The sequence below is a fragment of the Kaistella treverensis genome (genome assembly GCF_900114045.1).
Classification (GTDB): Bacteria; Bacteroidota; Bacteroidia; order Flavobacteriales; family Weeksellaceae; genus Kaistella; species Kaistella treverensis.
In genome coordinates this window covers 149,114-165,753 of sequence record NZ_FORQ01000002.1, presented here as the reverse complement: position 1 = coordinate 165,753, position 16,640 = coordinate 149,114, and the positions used below count along the sequence as shown (strand labels likewise).

Annotated in this window: 16 protein-coding genes; 5 read left to right on the top strand and 11 right to left on the bottom strand. The window is 40.1% G+C overall.

Annotated elements, in window-relative coordinates:
- Positions 1–2 precede the first annotated feature (2 nt).
- Positions 3–344, bottom strand: coding sequence for a tRNA-binding protein (locus BMZ55_RS06155; protein ID WP_089819576.1), 342 nt, complete (start codon positions 342–344; stop codon positions 3–5).
- A gap of 5 nt (positions 345–349) precedes the next feature.
- Entirely contained in the window at positions 350–670 is a 321-nt protein-coding gene (locus tag BMZ55_RS06150; protein WP_089819575.1) for a hypothetical protein, read from the bottom strand.
- Positions 671–814: 144 nt separating this feature from the next.
- On the opposite strand from BMZ55_RS06150, the gene meaB reads away from it, so the two are divergent.
- Positions 815–1,798, top strand: a complete 984-nt coding sequence (meaB, locus tag BMZ55_RS06145; protein WP_089819574.1) for a methylmalonyl Co-A mutase-associated GTPase MeaB — start codon at positions 815–817, stop codon at positions 1,796–1,798.
- On the opposite strand, the gene BMZ55_RS06140 is transcribed toward meaB, so the two are convergent.
- On the bottom strand, positions 1,795–2,328 hold the full coding sequence (locus BMZ55_RS06140; protein ID WP_089819573.1) for a DUF4251 domain-containing protein: 534 nt from the start codon (positions 2,326–2,328) through the stop codon (positions 1,795–1,797). The genes meaB and BMZ55_RS06140 overlap by 4 nt on opposite strands.
- A gap of 163 nt (positions 2,329–2,491) precedes the next feature.
- Here BMZ55_RS06140 and BMZ55_RS06135 point away from each other — a divergent pair, with 163 nt between their 5' ends.
- Positions 2,492–3,301 carry a M48 family metallopeptidase gene (locus BMZ55_RS06135; RefSeq protein WP_089819915.1) on the top strand — a complete coding sequence of 270 codons (810 nt, stop codon included), beginning with the start codon at positions 2,492–2,494 and terminating at the stop codon, positions 3,299–3,301.
- 74 nt (positions 3,302–3,375) lie between these two features.
- Positions 3,376–3,699 (top strand): hypothetical protein, encoded by a 324-nt coding sequence (locus BMZ55_RS06130; RefSeq protein ID WP_089819572.1) that lies wholly within the window; start codon positions 3,376–3,378, stop codon positions 3,697–3,699.
- A 34-nt stretch (positions 3,700–3,733) separates the two neighbouring features.
- On the opposite strand, the gene BMZ55_RS06125 is transcribed toward BMZ55_RS06130, so the two are convergent.
- The 8 genes from BMZ55_RS06125 to lon all read right to left on the bottom strand — a co-directional run bounded on the left by BMZ55_RS06125 (position 3,734) and on the right by lon (position 13,183).
- The gene (locus tag BMZ55_RS06125) at positions 3,734–4,351 is read right to left on the bottom strand and encodes an outer membrane beta-barrel protein (protein ID WP_089819571.1); all 618 of its coding nucleotides are present in this window, start codon (positions 4,349–4,351) and stop codon (positions 3,734–3,736) included.
- The gene (locus tag BMZ55_RS06120; protein ID WP_039342041.1) at positions 4,335–5,153 is read right to left on the bottom strand and encodes an ABC transporter ATP-binding protein; all 819 of its coding nucleotides are present in this window, start codon (positions 5,151–5,153) and stop codon (positions 4,335–4,337) included. The genes BMZ55_RS06125 and BMZ55_RS06120 overlap by 17 nt, the downstream gene beginning before the upstream one ends.
- Positions 5,153–5,905, bottom strand: coding sequence for an MlaE family ABC transporter permease (locus BMZ55_RS06115; RefSeq protein WP_089819570.1), 753 nt, complete (start codon positions 5,903–5,905; stop codon positions 5,153–5,155). Before BMZ55_RS06115 ends, BMZ55_RS06120 begins: the two co-directional genes overlap by 1 nt.
- Before the next feature lie 42 nt (positions 5,906–5,947).
- Positions 5,948–7,318, bottom strand: a complete 1,371-nt coding sequence (locus tag BMZ55_RS06110; RefSeq protein WP_089819569.1) for an exopolysaccharide biosynthesis polyprenyl glycosylphosphotransferase — start codon at positions 7,316–7,318, stop codon at positions 5,948–5,950.
- Between the two features lie 34 nt (positions 7,319–7,352).
- Positions 7,353–7,985: a 7-carboxy-7-deazaguanine synthase QueE gene (locus tag BMZ55_RS06105; protein WP_089819568.1), complete on the bottom strand. Its 633-nt coding sequence runs from the start codon at positions 7,983–7,985 to the stop codon at positions 7,353–7,355.
- Positions 7,978–8,862 carry a bifunctional 5,10-methylenetetrahydrofolate dehydrogenase/5,10-methenyltetrahydrofolate cyclohydrolase gene (locus BMZ55_RS06100; protein ID WP_089819567.1) on the bottom strand — a complete coding sequence of 295 codons (885 nt, stop codon included), beginning with the start codon at positions 8,860–8,862 and terminating at the stop codon, positions 7,978–7,980. The genes BMZ55_RS06105 and BMZ55_RS06100 overlap by 8 nt, the downstream gene beginning before the upstream one ends.
- 29 nt (positions 8,863–8,891) lie before the next feature.
- Complete coding sequence (gene pgi / locus BMZ55_RS06095) at positions 8,892–10,532, bottom strand: glucose-6-phosphate isomerase (RefSeq protein ID WP_089819566.1); 1,641 nt, start codon at positions 10,530–10,532, stop codon at positions 8,892–8,894.
- A 248-nt stretch (positions 10,533–10,780) separates the two neighbouring features.
- The gene (gene lon / locus BMZ55_RS06090; RefSeq protein ID WP_089819565.1) at positions 10,781–13,183 is read right to left on the bottom strand and encodes an endopeptidase La; all 2,403 of its coding nucleotides are present in this window, start codon (positions 13,181–13,183) and stop codon (positions 10,781–10,783) included.
- Positions 13,184–13,418: 235 nt separating this feature from the next.
- Here lon and BMZ55_RS06085 point away from each other — a divergent pair, with 235 nt between their 5' ends.
- Together BMZ55_RS06085 and BMZ55_RS06080 are read left to right on the top strand one after the other, a co-directional pair.
- On the top strand, positions 13,419–15,566 hold the full coding sequence (locus tag BMZ55_RS06085; RefSeq protein ID WP_089819564.1) for a peptidylprolyl isomerase: 2,148 nt from the start codon (positions 13,419–13,421) through the stop codon (positions 15,564–15,566).
- Positions 15,567–15,685: 119 nt separating this feature from the next.
- The gene (locus BMZ55_RS06080; protein WP_089819914.1) at positions 15,686–16,636 is read left to right on the top strand and encodes an MlaD family protein; all 951 of its coding nucleotides are present in this window, start codon (positions 15,686–15,688) and stop codon (positions 16,634–16,636) included.
- Positions 16,637–16,640: the final 4 nt, after the last annotated feature.

Genomic DNA, 16,640 nt, shown 5'->3' with positions numbered 1-16,640 from the left:
TTTTATCCGAGAGACAAGCCGTTTCCAACTTTTTGTGCTGGTGAAACCAAAATAACTTCTTTGTTTTTACCATAAATCCCGAGCACCAGACATTCGCTCATAAAATTCGCGATTTGTTTTTTCGGAAAGTTCACCACAGCAAGAATTTGTGTTCCGATGAGATTTTCTTTGGTATAAAGTTCCGTAATCTGTGCTGAAGATTTTTTAATTCCCAACTCGCCGAAATCAATTTCAAGCTGATAAGCCGGATTTTTCGCCAACGGAAAATCCGCGACCGCCGTAATGGTGCCCGTTCGGATGTCCAGTTTTTCAAAATCTGCCCAGGTGATTTCAGGTTTGGTCATTTTTTTTAATTTCTTGCGGAAATAATATAATTGTACACCATTTCGTGTTGAGTTGCATTGAGTTTTGCTTTCGGTGCCATTTCAGCTAAAATTCCGGTCCAGGCTTCGGCAGAATGTTCCGAAGGATCTGGTAAATCGTGGCATTTTGCACAGGAATTCTGAAAAATCGTTTGTCCCTGCGCTAAATATTCCGTGGAAAATTTTCGGTCCTCTTCAGCCTGGACTTTCGGCGTACACGAAATGGTAGTTGCGGTTACAGCAAAAGCAAAAGCTAAAAAAATTGCCGGTTTAAAGGTGTTTTTTTTTAAATTATTAATGTTATTCATTTTTAGATTTTATGTTATCAGTCTTTCAAAAATAGCGATTTTCATTTTAAATTAAATTTTTGAAGTACTGAACAAACATTTAAAATATTTTGAAAACCAAAACTGCCCGATTTCTTCTGAAAAGAATTTGTATTTTTGAAGTAGATGAAAACCTTTTCTACTTCCCAATTAATCGACGGTTTGGGTGCTGGCGACAAAAGATTGCTCGCCAAAGCCATCACTTTGGTTGAAAGTAAAAAGCCGGAACATCGGGATCAGGCGGAAGAAATTTTGACGGCAATAATGCCGTTTACCGGCAATTCCGTCCGTGTGGGAATTACGGGCGTGCCGGGCGCTGGAAAATCTACTTTTATTGAAAATTTCGGAAAAATTGCCATTAAAGCAGGTAAAAAAGTTGCCGTGCTCGCCATCGATCCAAGTTCTTCGCTGAATAAAGGTTCAATTCTCGGTGATAAAACACGGATGGAAGAATTGGCGCGCGAAAAAAACGCTTTTATCCGTCCGAGTCCAACTTCCGGATATTTAGGCGGAATCGCCAACGCAACTTTTGAAAGTATGCTTTTATGTGAAGCTGCCGGCTACGATTATATTTTGATTGAAACCGTGGGCGTGGGGCAAAGCGAAGTTTTGGTTTCGGACATTACCGATGTTTTTGTCTTTCTGAAAATTGTAGGCGGCGGCGATGAACTGCAGGGAATTAAGCGCGGCGTTATGGAAATGGTGGATATGATTTTCATTAATAAAGTTGAAGACCAAAACCATCAAATTGCTAAAAACACCAAAATAGAACTGCTACGCGCTTTACATTTCATGCCCGAAAAAGAGAAAAACTGGAAAGTTCCCGTTTTGCTTGGTTCCGCGCTGGAAAACAAAGGTTTGGAATCGGTCTATGAAAAGATTCAGGAATTTATTGCCCTTAAAATGGCAAATTTTTCGTTTTTAGCAACCCGGAAAAAACAGGCGGAAAAACGTTTTGATTATTGGGTAAAACAATTTATTCTTCAGAAAACAAAATCCGGCAACGACGGCGAAATGTTGTATGATTCGCATAAAAAAAAGGCTTCCGAACTGGAAGTCAACCCAAGTTCAGAAGCAAAATTATTTGTGGACACGCTGCTGAAGAATTAATCAGCAGCTGTAGTCGTGTTCGCCGTAATGTAACCGTCGTAGGTTATCGGTTGTCGGTCGGTTGACTGGATTGCAACGTAAGTTTTTCCGTTTTTGAAAACTTCCATCACAATCTTTGTGACGATTTGCTGGTCGGTAGGCATGATGACAAAGACAGAACTGCCTTTGGAGCCCTCCGCACGGTTTACCGTAAATTCTTTCGAAGTAAATCTAAAGGAATTATCGCTTTTCATCGATGAGGTGTACATTCTGCCGAAATAAGGCATCACGACATCCACTTCATTTTTTTTCAGTTCGATGGTGTAGCCTGCGTCCAAAGACAACATTTGCGAAGAACCGCCGGTCGGGAAGGAATTCATGATCTTGATTACGTCATAATTTGTGGGATTTGCGTGTTCTGCCATAAAGGTAAACTCGCCGCTTTCCACCAAACTCTGCACTTTTTCCGAAGGAATGGTGCTTTGTGTACCGCACGAACTTAAGAAAATAAATATAAATAGAGAGCTGAGGATTGTAATTAAATTTTTCATAGGAGAATATTTTTGTTTTAAAGGTATTGGTTTTTCCAATATTTTACGGCAATTATGCGTATTTGCCGTTTAAATTAGCAGGTAGCAAAAATTATGCAATAATTCTATTAATTTTCATTTGGAATAAAAATTGTTTAAAGGAAACAAATCAACAATTACCACTATGAAAAAATTAAATAAATTCATCGGGCTCAGCATTGTATCTGTGATGATGTTTGCGTGTACTACGAACCCGATTACCGGCAGAAAAACTCTTCAGTTAGCCAACGATCAGGAAATCCAGGCGATGGCTTTACAACAATATCGCGAAACGCTTTCTAAAGCTAAAGTTGTTTCGGGCACAAGTCAGGCGAAAAGCGTAACTAATGTAGGATTAAGAATTAAAAATGCAGCGACTAATTATTACCGTGGTATCGGTCGTGAAGCAGATATCGCGAATTATCAGTGGGAATTTAACCTCATCGATGATAAAGCAATTAATGCCTGGGCAATGCCAGGCGGAAAAGTGGCAGTTTATACCGGAATTTTCCCGATTACCAAAACTGACACAGGTTTAGCGGTGGTATTAGGTCATGAAATTTCTCACGCCCTGGCAGGTCACGGTAACGAAAGAATTTCGCAGGCAATGGTTGCTCAATATGGTGGAGCAATTTTAGGAAGTACAATTTCTAACGGACAACTGGCGGCAATTTTCCAACAGGCTTATCCGATCGGTGCGCAGGTTGCCCTTTTGAAATACGGACGAAGCCAAGAGCTAGAAGCTGATGAAATGGGGCTTTACCTGATGGCGATGGCGGGATATGATCCACGCGAAGCTCAGCCTTTCTGGCAGCGTATGGAAAGCGCTTCCAGCGGCAGCAGACCACCGGAATTCCTTTCAACTCACCCGAATCCGGATACACGAAGAGCAGATTTAGAGAAACACATGCCGAAAGCTTTACAATATTATAAAGCTGCAGGCGGAAAAATTTAAAAATCACACATTCATTTATAAACAGACCTTCCCATAATTTTACTAAATTTGGGAAGGTCTTTTAAAATCCAGCTATGAAAAATTTATCTTTTATCGGTTTGTTGCTTTTAGGTTTGGCATTTTTGCTTTACTACATGTTGCCCGATTTTTCCGCGGTAAAACTTTTCGAACCAATGAGTTTAATGGGAATTCTCGCCGGAATTGGTATTGGTTTAATTATCGGTGGAATTGTAGGTTACGTGAGCAAAGGCGCTGCGCTGCGAGCTGAAGAAAAGCGCCGCGAACTGAGACAGCTTCGGAAAGAAAAAGAAGAACTAGAAAAATTAGCCGCTGAACAGGCAAAAAAACAAAATGTAACTTACGTTACTGATGATAACAAAAATCCTCCGAATTATTAATTCAGAGGATCTTTCCCGCATAAAAGCAGGTATTCTATAATTGGTAACCAATTCCGACCATAAATAAGCTCGGACGGCTGTCATAACGAATTACTTCGTTATTCGTGCTGTTGATGAACTCTCTTTGATCTTCAGTAAAAGCGCCTTCATATCTCGCGTTCAATATCAATTTCTGAATTTGTACCTGTGCACCAAACTGGTAACCTAAAGTGAAATCTTTTAGTGCATTTTCTTTAAAATCGTTGTATTGGTTGTCTGAAGAAAGATTGTATGAAGCAACCGGCCCAATAAATACGCCTAAATTATCACCTAAAAGTCGGTAACCTAAAAGCACCGGCACATCCACGCGGTTACTTTTTGCTTCAATAGTAGTTGAAGTTTCCGGAACAGTGAATTCGTTTTTAAATGTGGTGTAATAAATTTCCGGCATCACAAAAAGCGACGCTGGCAAATCTATTTTCGCTGAAAGTCCTACGTTAAATCCAACATTGTTTTTACCAGATTGGTCGTATGCAGATACCGCGCTGCTTTTTATATTTTTCCAGCTTGGCGAGTCCGTTTTAAAAAGCAAGTTTGCTTTTCCCGCGAATGTTACCTGTGCAGTGCTCAGAAGGCTAGCGCCAACAAGAACAGTACTAAGAATTTTTTTCATTTGTTTGAGGTTTTGTTATAACGTTTTCAATAGAGGTTTTGTTGGTTTCCAGGAAATAGTCCCGTAACTCTTTAAATAATTCTGAAGAGTAAACGAAATCAATCAGATTTTTATTGCCTGCATTGATAAGGATATCTTTGTCTCCTTCCCATTCCTTAAGACCATTTCGCAGATATACAATTTTCTCGCCAATCGTCATCACCGAATTCATATCGTGCGAATTGATAATGGTCGTGGTTTTATATTCTTTGGTAATTTCGAGCAACAAATCATCAATAATATTGGAAGTGTAAGGATCCAAGCCGGAATTCGGTTCATCACAGAACAGATATTTCGGATTGTTCACTATTGCGCGCGCAATTGCGACACGTTTCTGCATTCCACCTGAAATTTCCGACGGGAATTTACGGTTGGCTTTTTCCAGATGCACGCGGCCAATTACCTCGAAAGCGCGGCGTTTTTTTTCACGAAATGAAAGGTTCGTAAACATATCCAGCGGAAAAGTGATATTTTCTTCCACGGTCATTGAATCGAAAAGCGCACTTCCCTGAAAAACCGTACCAATTTCTGCACGCAACAACTGTTTTTCATCGCGCGACATTTTATTGATGTTACGCCCGTCAAACAATATTTCACCTGACGTCGGCTGATAAACATTCAGCAAACTCTTCAGGAAAACGGTTTTACCGGAACCACTCTGTCCGATGATGAGGTTTACTTTTCCCGTTTCGAAAGTTGTAGTAACGCCTTTTAAAACTTCTACCTCATCAAACTGCTTTTTTAGGTCTTTTACTTCAATCATTAGCTGAGGAACATTTGTGTTAAAATTAAATTCATAACGATGATCGCTACAATCGTCCATACTACGGCTTGCGTACTCGCACGGCCTACTTCCAGCGAGCCGCCTTTCACATTATAACCAAAATAGGCCGGAATTGTCGCAATTAAAAAGGCAAAAACTGCAGTCTTGAAAAACGCATACCAAATAAAATGCTGGGGCATATACATTTGGATTCCTGTGATATAATCGGCTTTACTCCAGCTTCCTGTCGCGAGACCGGCAAGATAACCGCCCCAAATACCGAAAACGATACTAATGGCGATCAGTAAAGGATTGAAGATTACGCTGGCTAAAATTTTTGGGAAAATCAAAAAATTGGGTGAATTAACGCCCATAATATCTAAAGCATCAATTTGCTCCGTAACACGCATTGTTCCAATACTTGAAGCAATATAAGAACCTACTTTTCCCGCCAGAATTACGGAAATAATCGTGGGTGCAAATTCCAGAATCAAAACGACTTTCGTAGCGTATCCGATAAAAGAATTCGGAATCGGAAATGTGGAGGCGGAAAAGTTATTATACATCTGAATCGCGACAACTGCGCCAACAAACGTGGAAGTAAACAACGTTAAACCAAAAGAATTTACGCCCAAATCGTAAATCTCACGCATCAAAAGTTTGAAAAATACCGAAGACTTTTGAGGTCTTTTCAGGGTTTTTCCTAAAAGTATAAAGTACGCGCCAACTTGGCTGAACAGATTTTTTAACATTTGGCTAAATTAGTGTTTTTTATTTTTTTTATTTCATCAATTCTAGCGAGCGTTCTTGTCGCCGGCAATCAGCAAAATAATGGTTTTGATGATGATTACAATGTCCAGACTCATCGTCCATTTTTTCACGTAGAAGTTATCTGCCAAAATCCGTTTTTGCATGGCAATTTCCATATCGCCATTGTCGCCGCGCAAACCGTTCACCTGTGCCAGACCGGAAATTCCGGGTTTTACCAAACTTCGAACGGAATAGCGACCGATTTTCGGTTTGTAAAAATCATCAATTAAAAGCATGTGTGGCCGCGGTCCTACGACAGACATTTCACCTTTTAAAACATTGAAAAACTGCGGCATTTCGTCCAAGCTTGTTCTGCGCAAAAATCTGCCGATTTTGGTAATTCTGTCATCATCCGGCGCGGTGGTTTTCGTGGTACATTCGCCGTTCACGCGCATCGAGCGGAACTTTATACAGTTAAAAATGCGGTCATGAAAACCGTATCTTTTCTGAACAAAAAAAATCGGGCCTTTATCGCCCATTTTTATCATAACAGCAATGATAGGAAAAAGCCAGCTGCAGATAAATAACAAAACAAGCGCCGAAAAAAGCAGGTCGAATGTTCTTTTTATCAGACTGTTCACCAGATTATCAAGTGGGAATTTTACCCGTACGAAAACTGGCTGCGTTTCGATATAGCTGAGGTCAAACTCAAAAAAATTATTGATGACACTCGGAATCAAGCTGATACGAACCTGATATTTTTCCGCAAGTTCATAAATTTCATCTTCCTTATCGCGGTATAATTCCGCGGATTCCGCGGAAAGATACATGGTGTGAATCCCGTTTTTTCGCCAGAAACTGACCAGATTTTGCAGGTTTATATTTTCCCTCGGCGGATATTCCCAGTTTCTAAAACCGTAATCTTTTCTCTCATTTAAAATGGTTTTGAGCATTTTAGCCGAAGTGTCATCCACTAGAAACATAATGTTCCGGTAATTCCAGCCTAAAGTTCGGATGTATTTTAAAGCGAAAAAAATGGCTGATTTAAGAAAGAATAAAATGAAAAACAGACTCAGTCCCATCCACGCGCGGTCCTGTTTCAGAAAATCGTTATTGCTGACTTTTGCCAGCAAAACCACCCCGAAAATGAAGAGTAATATATGCGTTACGAGTCTTTCTAAATAAAGCGTGTACGTTATGGTTCGCGGTACGGAATACAGCTTGGTGCGCCCACTGAGTAAAATCCAGAATAAAATCAGTAGAGTGATTGAAAGAATATTTTGTTCCGATGTGAATTCTGCAAATAATTCACGGTAATTTTTTAAATAGAAATAAATAAAAACCGCCGAAATCACCAGGATGTCGAGCAGTATAAAGACAAGTCGGAAATATCTCGAGTACCGGATTTTCTGCATTGCAAACGAAAGCTACTCGTAAATCTACTATAATTTACGGAATATTCAAATATTTATGCGTTTGCACAGAAGCCCGCCATTTCGGGTTTGCTAAAATATAATCCGTGATTTTTGGGTACATTTCATTTCGTTTGCTCCATTCACTTTGTAAATAAAGTTCGCAGCTTTCCGAAACTTTCGCGGCTTGTTCTTCAGCAAATTTAAAATCGTTATTGTTGAAAATAATCATTTTCAGCTCGCTGGCTTTTTCGTAAATCGCTGGTTTTGGCAAGCCGGTTTTTTTTGGTGAAAGCGTAATCCAGTCCAGATGTCCACTCATTTCATACGCTCCGGAAGTTTCGATGTGGATGTCGCAGCCAAGCTCTTTCAATCTTCGGGTTAAATATTCCAAATTGTACATCAGCGGTTCACCGCCTGTCAACACGATAGTTTTACAATTTCTTGCCGCTGTTTGGGCAATTTCTTCCGTATTTAATAGCGGGTGCAGATTTGGGTCCCAGCTTTCTTTCACGTCGCACCAGTGACATCCCACGTCACAGCCGCCAAGACGGATGAAATATGCGGCTTTTCCGGTGTGCGCGCCTTCGCCCTGAATGGTATAAAAGTGCTCCATCACGGGGAGCATTTTACCTTCTTTCAATAAAATATTTTCTTCTTCTTTAGTCATTATAAACTGAGGTTTTGTAAGCCAGCAGCGTGTTTTTCATTAACATGGCTCTGGTCATCGGGCCTACGCCACCCGGCACTGGTGTAATCCAGCTTGCTTTGTCATTACAGCTTTCAAAATCTACGTCGCCAACAAGCGTGTAACCTTTTGCGGATTGGTCTTCCACGCGCGTAATTCCCACGTCAACGATAACAGCGCCTTCTTTAATCATATTTCCTTTCAGGAAGTTCGGATCGCCCAGCGCGGTAATTACGATATCAGCTTTCAGCGTGTATTGTTCAATGTGCGGTGTGTAAGAATGCGTTAAAGTCACGGTAGAATTTCCTGGGAAATCTTTTCTTCCCATCAAAATGCTCATCGGTTTTCCGACAATTCTGCTTCTGCCGATGATCACGCAATGTTTTCCTTTGGTATCGATTTGATATCTTTCAAGTAAAGTCAAAATTCCAAACGGCGTGGCGGGCAAAAAAGTATCCATTTCAAGCGCCATTTTTCCGAAATTTTCCGGGTGAAAACCATCCACATCCTTTCGTGGATCAATTGCCATGATGATTTTTTCCTGATCGATTTGCTGTGGCAAAGGCAGTTGAACGATGAAACCGTCTACATCTTTGGATTTATTCAGCTCATCTATTTTTTCTAACAGTTCGGCTTCAGAAACCGTGCTCGGAAATTCCACCAATGAAGACCGGAAACCCACGTCGTGGCAGTCCTTAATCTTATTATTTACATACGTCATACTCGCGCCGTTTTTGCCGACCAAAATAGCGACTAAATGTGGCGGACGTCTGCGGTTTTCAACGATTTTTTCAACTTCGATGCGGATTTCTTCTTTTATTTCTTTGGAAACTTTCAGTCCGTCGAGAATTTGTGCCATGGTTTTACTTTTAGTTTTTTATGAGAACTTTATTTTTTCGCTTTAAAATATTTCATGAGTCCGTTGGTAGAAGAATCATGTGAATTTACCCGCTCGGAACTTTTCAATTCTGCTAAAATTTTTCCGGCAAGCACTTTTCCCAATTCCACACCGAACTGATCGAAACTGAAAATATTCCAAATTACACCTTGCACGAAAATTTTATGTTCGTACAGCGCGATTAATTGGCCAAGTGAAAACGGTGTTAATTCCTCGAAAATAAAGGAATTCGTCGGTGTATTTCCCTGAAAAACTTTAAAGTTTACCAGTTCCTCAATTTCTTCTCCTGAAATGCCCGTTTTTTCTAATTCTGCCCGAACTTCATCCGGCGTTTTTCCAAAAGCTAAAGCTTCAGTTTGCGCAAAAAAGTTCGCCAATAATTTTTCCTGATGATCGGAAATTACGTTGCACGATTTTGCATAAGCAATAAAATCTGCCGGAATCAGCTGCGTTCCCTGATGAATCAGCTGGTAAAAGGCGTGCTGGCCGTTAGTTCCGGGTTCGCCCCAAATTACCGGTCCGGTTTCATAATCTACAAAATCGCCATTTCTGTCAACACATTTTCCGTTGCTTTCCATATCGCCTTGCTGAAGATATGCCGGAAAACGGTCTAAATACTGGGAATAAGGCAAAATCGCGTACGTTCCGGCATCAAAAAAGTTGCGGTACCAAATTCCGCTAAGTGCCATTAAAACCGGCACATTTTCTTTAAAATCTGCTGTTCGGAAATGTGTATCGGTTTCGTGTGCCCCTTTTAGGAGCTGTTCGAAATTTTCGTATCCCACGAAAAGCACGATGCTTAAACCAATCGCGCTCCAAAGTGAATATCTGCCGCCAACCCAATCCCAGAATTCGAAAATATTTTCCTCTGCAATGCCGAATTTTTTTACCGCCTCTACGTTGGTGGAAAGTGCCACAAAATGTTTTTCAACATCTGTTTCTTTTCCGCTTTTTAAAAACCAGGATTTTGCAGATTCTGCATTGGTCATGGTTTCCTGCGTGGTAAAAGTTTTGGAAGCAATGATGAAAAGCGTTGTTTCCGGATTTAGATTTTTAAGCACTTCAGCGATATGATTTCCGTCTACATTCGAAACAAAATGCGCGTTTAGCCGTGTTTTAAAATGTTTTAAAGCCGAACAAACCATCACCGGACCTAAATCTGAACCGCCAATTCCGATATTGACCACGTCGGTGATTTCCTGTCCTGAAAATCCGGTGTGTTCACCCGAGATAATTTTTTCCGAAAAGGTTTTCATCTGATCCAAAACCTTTCTGATTGCAGGTTTGATGTTTTCGCTGTCAACCAGTATTTCGTTATCTGAAAAATCCCGAAGCGCGGTGTGCAAAACAGCGCGGCCTTCGGTTTCGTTTATTTTTTCGCCGCTAAACATGGCATTTATTGCAGATTTCAGGTCGCATTCTTCAGCTAAATCCTGCAAAAATCCAAAGGTTTCCTGATCAATTAAATTCTTTGAATAATCAAAAAGGTAATTTTCTCTTTGAACGGAAAAATCTTTAAACCTTTCAGGATTTTCCTGGAACATAGTTCTAAGGTCGAAATCGGTTTCAGCAAAGTGTTTGGTGAGATTTTTCCAGGCAGTGGTGTGCGTTGGATTTATTTTAGGCAACATTTTTTTAAATTTTAATGGTGATTAAAGCCCGGCGAATTATAAAGTCGTGCAAATTTAAGGAAAAATAAAACCTCGGGAAAAAATACGTTCTGAGATTTTCTATCATTTTACTTCTGCTAAAAATGTAGAATTAAATTTTTCGGTGCTAAAACGGCAAATTTTTAAGCTTTTGCATTTCCGTAATTTTTATCTCCAAAAAGTTCATTTTTGAAATAAAAAAACGCCCTAAAAAGGGCATTTTTTCTTTTTTACTTTAAAGCTAAATCCACGACTTCGCTCATGGTTTTTACGTAATTTATTTTGAGGTCTTTCAGATAATCTTTTTTAATTTCTTCCACATCTTTGCGATTGGCTTCACACAGGATGATTTCTTTAATTCCGGCGCGTGCAGCGGCTAAAAGTTTTTCTTTAATTCCACCGACAGGTAACACTTTTCCACGCAAGGTAATTTCGCCGGTCATTGCAAGATGAGGTTTTACTTTTTGATTTTTAAAGCTGGAAACAATCGAGGTTAACATCGCGATTCCCGCAGACGGCCCGTCTTTTGGTGTCGCGCCTTCCGGAACGTGAACGTGGATGTTTTTTTTCTGAATATCTTCTGCAGAAATGCCGAGTTTGTCGTGTTTTGCTTTAATGTATTCCAACGCGATAGTCGCCGATTCTTTCATAACATTCCCAAGATTTCCGGTCATGGTGAGATTTCCTTTGCCTTCGCTTAAAATACTTTCAATGAAAAGGATGTCGCCGCCTACTTCCGTCCAGGCTAATCCGGTTACGACACCGGGAACATCGGAGATTTCCGCCAAACTTCGGGGCCGCGGAACGCCGAGAATTTCGTCCACTTTTTCTATGGAAATTTTTGCATTGTACTCTTTTTCCATTGCGGTTTGCAAGGCAACCCAGCGGGCTATTGACGCGATTTGTTTTTCCAATCTTCGCACGCCACTTTCAGACGTATGTGCATCAATAATATGTTTCAACTCGGCATTTCCGAGTTTAAATGATTTGGTGTCTAAACCGTTTTCTTCCTGCTGTTTTTTAATTAAATGGCGTTTTGCAATTTCTACTTTTTCCTCTAAAGTGTAGCCGGCAATCTGAATGATTTCCATTCGGTCCAAAAGCGGACGCTGCACGGTAGATAAAGAGTTTGCGGTGGCAATGAACATTACTTTCGATAAATCATAACCGAGTTCCAGGAAGTTGTCGTAGAAGGAATTGTTTTGCTCCGGATCTAAAACTTCAAGCAAAGCTGAGCTTGGATCACCGTGAATTCCGGTCGCTATTTTATCGATTTCATCCAGAACAATTACCGGATTGGAGGTTCCCGCTTTTTTAATGGACTGCAAAATTCGTCCCGCCATTGCACCGATATAAGTTTTCCGGTGACCACGGATTTCAGATTCGTCATGAAGTCCGCCGAGCGATAATCTTACATATTTTCTACCCAAAGCATCCGCAACCGATTTGCCGAGTGAGGTTTTTCCGACGCCGGGAGGACCGACCAAACATAAAATCGGCGATTTCATATTATTTTTCAATTTCAGAACAGCCATGTGTTCCAAAATTCTTTTTTTAATGTCCTCTAAACCGTAATGCGCTTTATCGAGCACTTTTTCGGCTTTAGCGATATCAAAAATGTCTTTCGAGTAATTATTCCAAGGTAAATCGGTAAAAAAATCCAGATAATTTCGCTGCACGTTGTAATCCGGAGAATTCGGATTTTGGCGCTGCAAACGGTTAATTTCTTTTTTGAAATGCTCTTCAACTTCCTCGCTCCATTTTATTTTTTTGGCTTTGTCCAGCAATTCTTCAACGTCAGATTCCGGACCGCCGCCCAGTTCTTCCTGAATCGTGCGAATTTGCTGATTCAGAAAATATTCGCGTTGCTGTTTGTCTAGATCTTTCGAGGTTTTTTGGTGAATCTGGCTGCGCAATTCCAGCTTGCGAAATTCGTCGTGCATCAGCGTGTAACATTTTTCGGCACGTATCAGCAGGCTTTTTTCTTCCAAAAGCTTCTGTTTTTGATTTGACAAAAAATTGGCATTACAGCAGATAAAATTTAATAAATCTTCATTATCCGACATATTGCTTATCGCAAAATTCGCGGCGTTCGGTATGTTTGGATCAAGCTCAATAATTTTCAGCGCAAGCGCTTTAATATTTTCAAGCAAAGCTTCGTACTCTTCTTTCTTTTTGGTGGGAACGTCTTTCAGCTTTTCTATTTCCGCTAAAAAATATGGCCTTTTAGCCGTGAATTTTTTTACTTTAAAACGCTGAAAACCGCGTGTAATGGCGGTAATATTTCCTTCGGGAAGTTTAATGATTTTAATGATTTTCGCTAAAGTCCCGATTTCGTACAAATCTGTAGTTTCCGGATTTTCGATACCCGAATTATTCTGGCTTAAAATCCCGATGAGCTTATTGTTTTTCTGGGCTTCTTCCAAAAGCTTGATGGACATTTCCCGTCCTGCTGTTATCGGAATGATCACTTTCGGGAACATCACCATATTTCGTACTGGCAAAATCGGGAAAACCAGCTGGTTTTCTTCTTCTTCGGTGGTGGCGATGTCTGCTATATTTATTTCCTCAGTTACAATGCTGAAGCCGTCTTCTAAAATTTCGTCAAGTTTCATTTCTTCAAAGTCTGTCATATGGTTGAATGACAAATTGTCATTTTTAATAGAATTTATAGGAGTTTCTTCTACGTCGGAGGTAGAAAATTCGGCCTTCGAAAAGGTTTCCTTATTTTGACAAGGTTTATGCCACGTAAAAACGCAGACAAATTTGGCACAGGAAAGATTGGGGCTTTTAAATAAATAGTTTATTTTTTTTCTAATCTGCTAAAAATGTGTATTTTCGCACACTGATAAAATTATACAAAAAAAGATGGCAATTTTAGGAGAAATTAGAAATAGACCTTGGCTTTTAATGGGAATTATAGCGGTAGCAATGTTGGCTTTCGTGGTGAACCCGGACAGTCTGGAAAAATTATTCGGTGCACAACCCGGAATTTATGGTAAAGTAAACGGCCAGGAGATTTCTAAAGAAGATTTTGATGATCAGCTTTTCATGCTTCAGCAGCAGGCACAGCAGCAAGGTCAGCCTACCAAAGGTTTGGAAGAGCAGGCTTGGCAAATGTTAGTTCAGTCTAAACTGATCGAGCAGCAATTCAAAAAAATGGGTCTTACCCTTACTGAAGATATGTTCTGGAACCAGCTTCAGTTCGATCCTTTATTTGCCCAGAATAAAGACAATTTTGACGAAAAAGGAAACTTTAAAATTCAGGAAATTAAAAATCAGGTTACGCAGCTGAAATCCAGTAATGTTGAATTATACAATAACTGGTTAAAAACCAGAAAATCCATCGAATACAGAATGATGGCGCGCCAGCTTTTTGCTAATGTAAGCAGCGGAATTACCGTAAGCAAAAAAGAAGCAGAGCAGATTATGAAAGAAAGAGATCAGCTTGCTGATATCGATTTTGTAAAAGTAGATTATGAAGCTTTCGCGCAGAAAAATCCTGTTAAAGTAACCTCTAAAGATATTTCGGATTATATTAAACTTCACCCGACTGTATTTAAAAGAGATGCAAGCAGAAACATTGGTGTAGTGTATTTCCCGGCAGCGCCAAGCGCAGCAGATGACGCAGCGATGCAGGCGGAAATGAACAAATTGATGACCGTTGGAAGCCCTACAAGCGAAGGAAATGAAAATTTCGTGAACACGAAAAACGATTCAATGTTCATTGCTTTGAATTCAGATTTGCCTTTCAACCCACAATATTTCCCTGCAGCACAATTGCCGGCAGCAATTAAAGATAAAGTTGCAACCGCAGCGATCGGGACAACTTTTGGTCCATATAAAGAGCAGAATTTTTATGTAGTATCTAAACTTTTAGATAAAAAACCTTCGGATTCTACACTTTCAAGACATATTTTGGTGACTTATAAAGGAAACCAGGCGGGTGGTACAGAAACACGTTCAAAAGAAGAAGCGAAAAAATTAGCTGATTCTATCGGAAATGCAGTAAAAGCTGATCCGTCAAAATTTGCACAGTTCCTGAAATATTCAGCTGATCCGGGTTCTGCCGCTCAAGGTGGAAGCGTGGGCTGGACAACTCCGGAAACGCCATTCGTGCCGGAATATCTGAACTTTTTAGCAACAAACGGTAAAGGTGCAACAGCAGTTGTAGAAACACAATACGGTTACCACATCATCAATATCGAAGATAAGAAAAGTGGTGCCATGGGTTATAAAGTGGCAAACCTTGTTAAGGCCATCAAACCATCGGATAAAACGGAAAACGAAGTATATACCAAAGCCACGAAATTCATTCAGCAGGTTCAGGGTAAAAGCTTTAATGAATTCGCCAATTTAGCGAAGAAAAATAATTATATGTTCACCAATCCAAAAGAGGTTGGCAGATTCCAGGGAACTTTGCAGGGACTTGGAACGGACAAAGACGAAGATATCATCGCGTGGGCATTTAACAAAAACACAAAAAAAGGTGATACAGATATTTTCACTGTCGAAGGAACAGGAGATAGAGTTGTAGCTTATGTAAACGGAATTCAGGACGCAGGTTCTGCAGATCCGGAAGCAGTGCGCGACCAGGTGGAACCAATTATCAGAAACCAGTTATTGGCTAAGAAAATTACCGAAAAAATTAACAACGCTAATGCTTCAAGTTTAGACCAGATCGCAAAACTTTTCGGAGCCAGCAAACAGTCTGCACAGGTAAATATGCTGAATCCTCAGGTGAACGGTGCAATGGAGCCGAAAGTTGCCGGCGCCGCGTTTGGTGTAGCTAAAAATAAATTATCCAAACCAGTTGAAGGTTTAACCGGAGTTTATGTAGTTTGGAAAAAAGGTGAAAGCATCAACAAACAACCGGGCGACGTGAAGCAAATGGCTGAAGCGATCGCAGGACAAAATTCCCAGCAATTTGGACAGTTTTTCCTGAAAAGCCTACAGGACAATGCGAAGATTAAAGATTACAGAATTGAACTTTACAACCGTTCAGCTCAACAGTAAGACTTTGTAACATACATAGGAAGCGACTTTACGGTCGCTTTTTGTGTTTTTAGAACCTATGGTTTTCACAGCACTTTATTTAAAATATGCTATATTTGTCGCATAAAAAATACACAAAAGTGAAATTCACAAAAGAAATAAAAGCTGGTCTCATCGCACTTCTCGCCATTGTTGGCTTTGTCTTTTTGTTCCAGTTTATGAAAGGTAAAAGTCTTTTTACCACCGATAATATTTTCTACGCAAAATTTGATAATGTCGAAGGTTTAGAAGCCTCAAACCCCGTTTCTATTAACGGTTTGAAAGTTGGGCAGGTGGATAACATCATTCCCATTACGGAAGCCGACGGGAAGATACACTTCGTAGTTGAAGTCCTCGTTGACGACAGTTTTGAGTTTTCCAAGAAATCTACCTTGGAAATTTTCGAACCCGGATTAATGTCTGGCAAGCAAATGCGCGTGAATTTAGCTTATGGCGGAGAGATGGCAAAAGATGGTGATACTTTAGCCGGCGAATTCAAACTTTCTATGCTGAACAGCATTTCCTCACAGGTAGGTCCGGTGAAAGATCAGGTGCAGGTCGTGTTGAAAAGAGTAGATTCTTTAGTCACAAATGCTAACCAACTCGTTGATGATCAAAACCGTCAGCAAATTAATGCACTTTTAACCAATCTTAATAGAACGGTGACGGCTTTTGAAAGAACTTCGCAGCAGACCAATGCACTTTTAGCGAATAACGATCCACGCATCCAAAAAATGTTGGATAACGCGAATTTAGCAACTATCAGTGCGAAAACAGCAATCGATAAATACGGTCAGGTTGCCGATGCGGTAGACGTTCAAAAACTAAACAACACCATCGATAAACTCAGCACAACGGCGGATAAATTAAACGGTGTTATTAGCGGCATACAAAATGGTGAAGGAAGTCTTGGTAAATTGGCAAAAGATGAGCAACTTTACCAGAACCTAAATAAAACTGCTGAAAATCTCAATTTATTGGTGGAAGATTTAAAAGCAAATCCAAAAAGATATCTGAACTTTTCGGTTTTCGGTAAGAATACAAAAGACTAAAACC

Coding starts and splice junctions, on each gene's coding strand:
- meaB (WP_089819574.1), top strand. CDS start 815: ATGAAAACCTTTTCTACTTCCCAATTAATCGACGGTTTGGGTGCTGGC.
- BMZ55_RS06155 (WP_089819576.1), bottom strand. CDS start 344: ATGACCAAACCTGAAATCACCTGGGCAGATTTTGAAAAACTGGACATC.
- BMZ55_RS06100 (WP_089819567.1), bottom strand. CDS start 8,862: ATGGCACAAATTCTCGACGGACTGAAAGTTTCCAAAGAAATAAAAGAA.
- BMZ55_RS06125 (WP_089819571.1), bottom strand. CDS start 4,351: ATGAAAAAAATTCTTAGTACTGTTCTTGTTGGCGCTAGCCTTCTGAGC.
- BMZ55_RS06130 (WP_089819572.1), top strand. CDS start 3,376: ATGAAAAATTTATCTTTTATCGGTTTGTTGCTTTTAGGTTTGGCATTT.
- pgi (WP_089819566.1), bottom strand. CDS start 10,532: ATGTTGCCTAAAATAAATCCAACGCACACCACTGCCTGGAAAAATCTC.
- lon (WP_089819565.1), bottom strand. CDS start 13,183: ATGACAGACTTTGAAGAAATGAAACTTGACGAAATTTTAGAAGACGGC.
- BMZ55_RS06115 (WP_089819570.1), bottom strand. CDS start 5,905: ATGTTAAAAAATCTGTTCAGCCAAGTTGGCGCGTACTTTATACTTTTA.
- BMZ55_RS06150 (WP_089819575.1), bottom strand. CDS start 670: ATGAATAACATTAATAATTTAAAAAAAAACACCTTTAAACCGGCAATT.
- BMZ55_RS06105 (WP_089819568.1), bottom strand. CDS start 7,985: ATGACTAAAGAAGAAGAAAATATTTTATTGAAAGAAGGTAAAATGCTC.
- BMZ55_RS06110 (WP_089819569.1), bottom strand. CDS start 7,318: ATGCAGAAAATCCGGTACTCGAGATATTTCCGACTTGTCTTTATACTG.
- BMZ55_RS06140 (WP_089819573.1), bottom strand. CDS start 2,328: ATGAAAAATTTAATTACAATCCTCAGCTCTCTATTTATATTTATTTTC.
- BMZ55_RS06085 (WP_089819564.1), top strand. CDS start 13,419: ATGGCAATTTTAGGAGAAATTAGAAATAGACCTTGGCTTTTAATGGGA.
- BMZ55_RS06135 (WP_089819915.1), top strand. CDS start 2,492: ATGAAAAAATTAAATAAATTCATCGGGCTCAGCATTGTATCTGTGATG.
- BMZ55_RS06120 (WP_039342041.1), bottom strand. CDS start 5,153: ATGATTGAAGTAAAAGACCTAAAAAAGCAGTTTGATGAGGTAGAAGTT.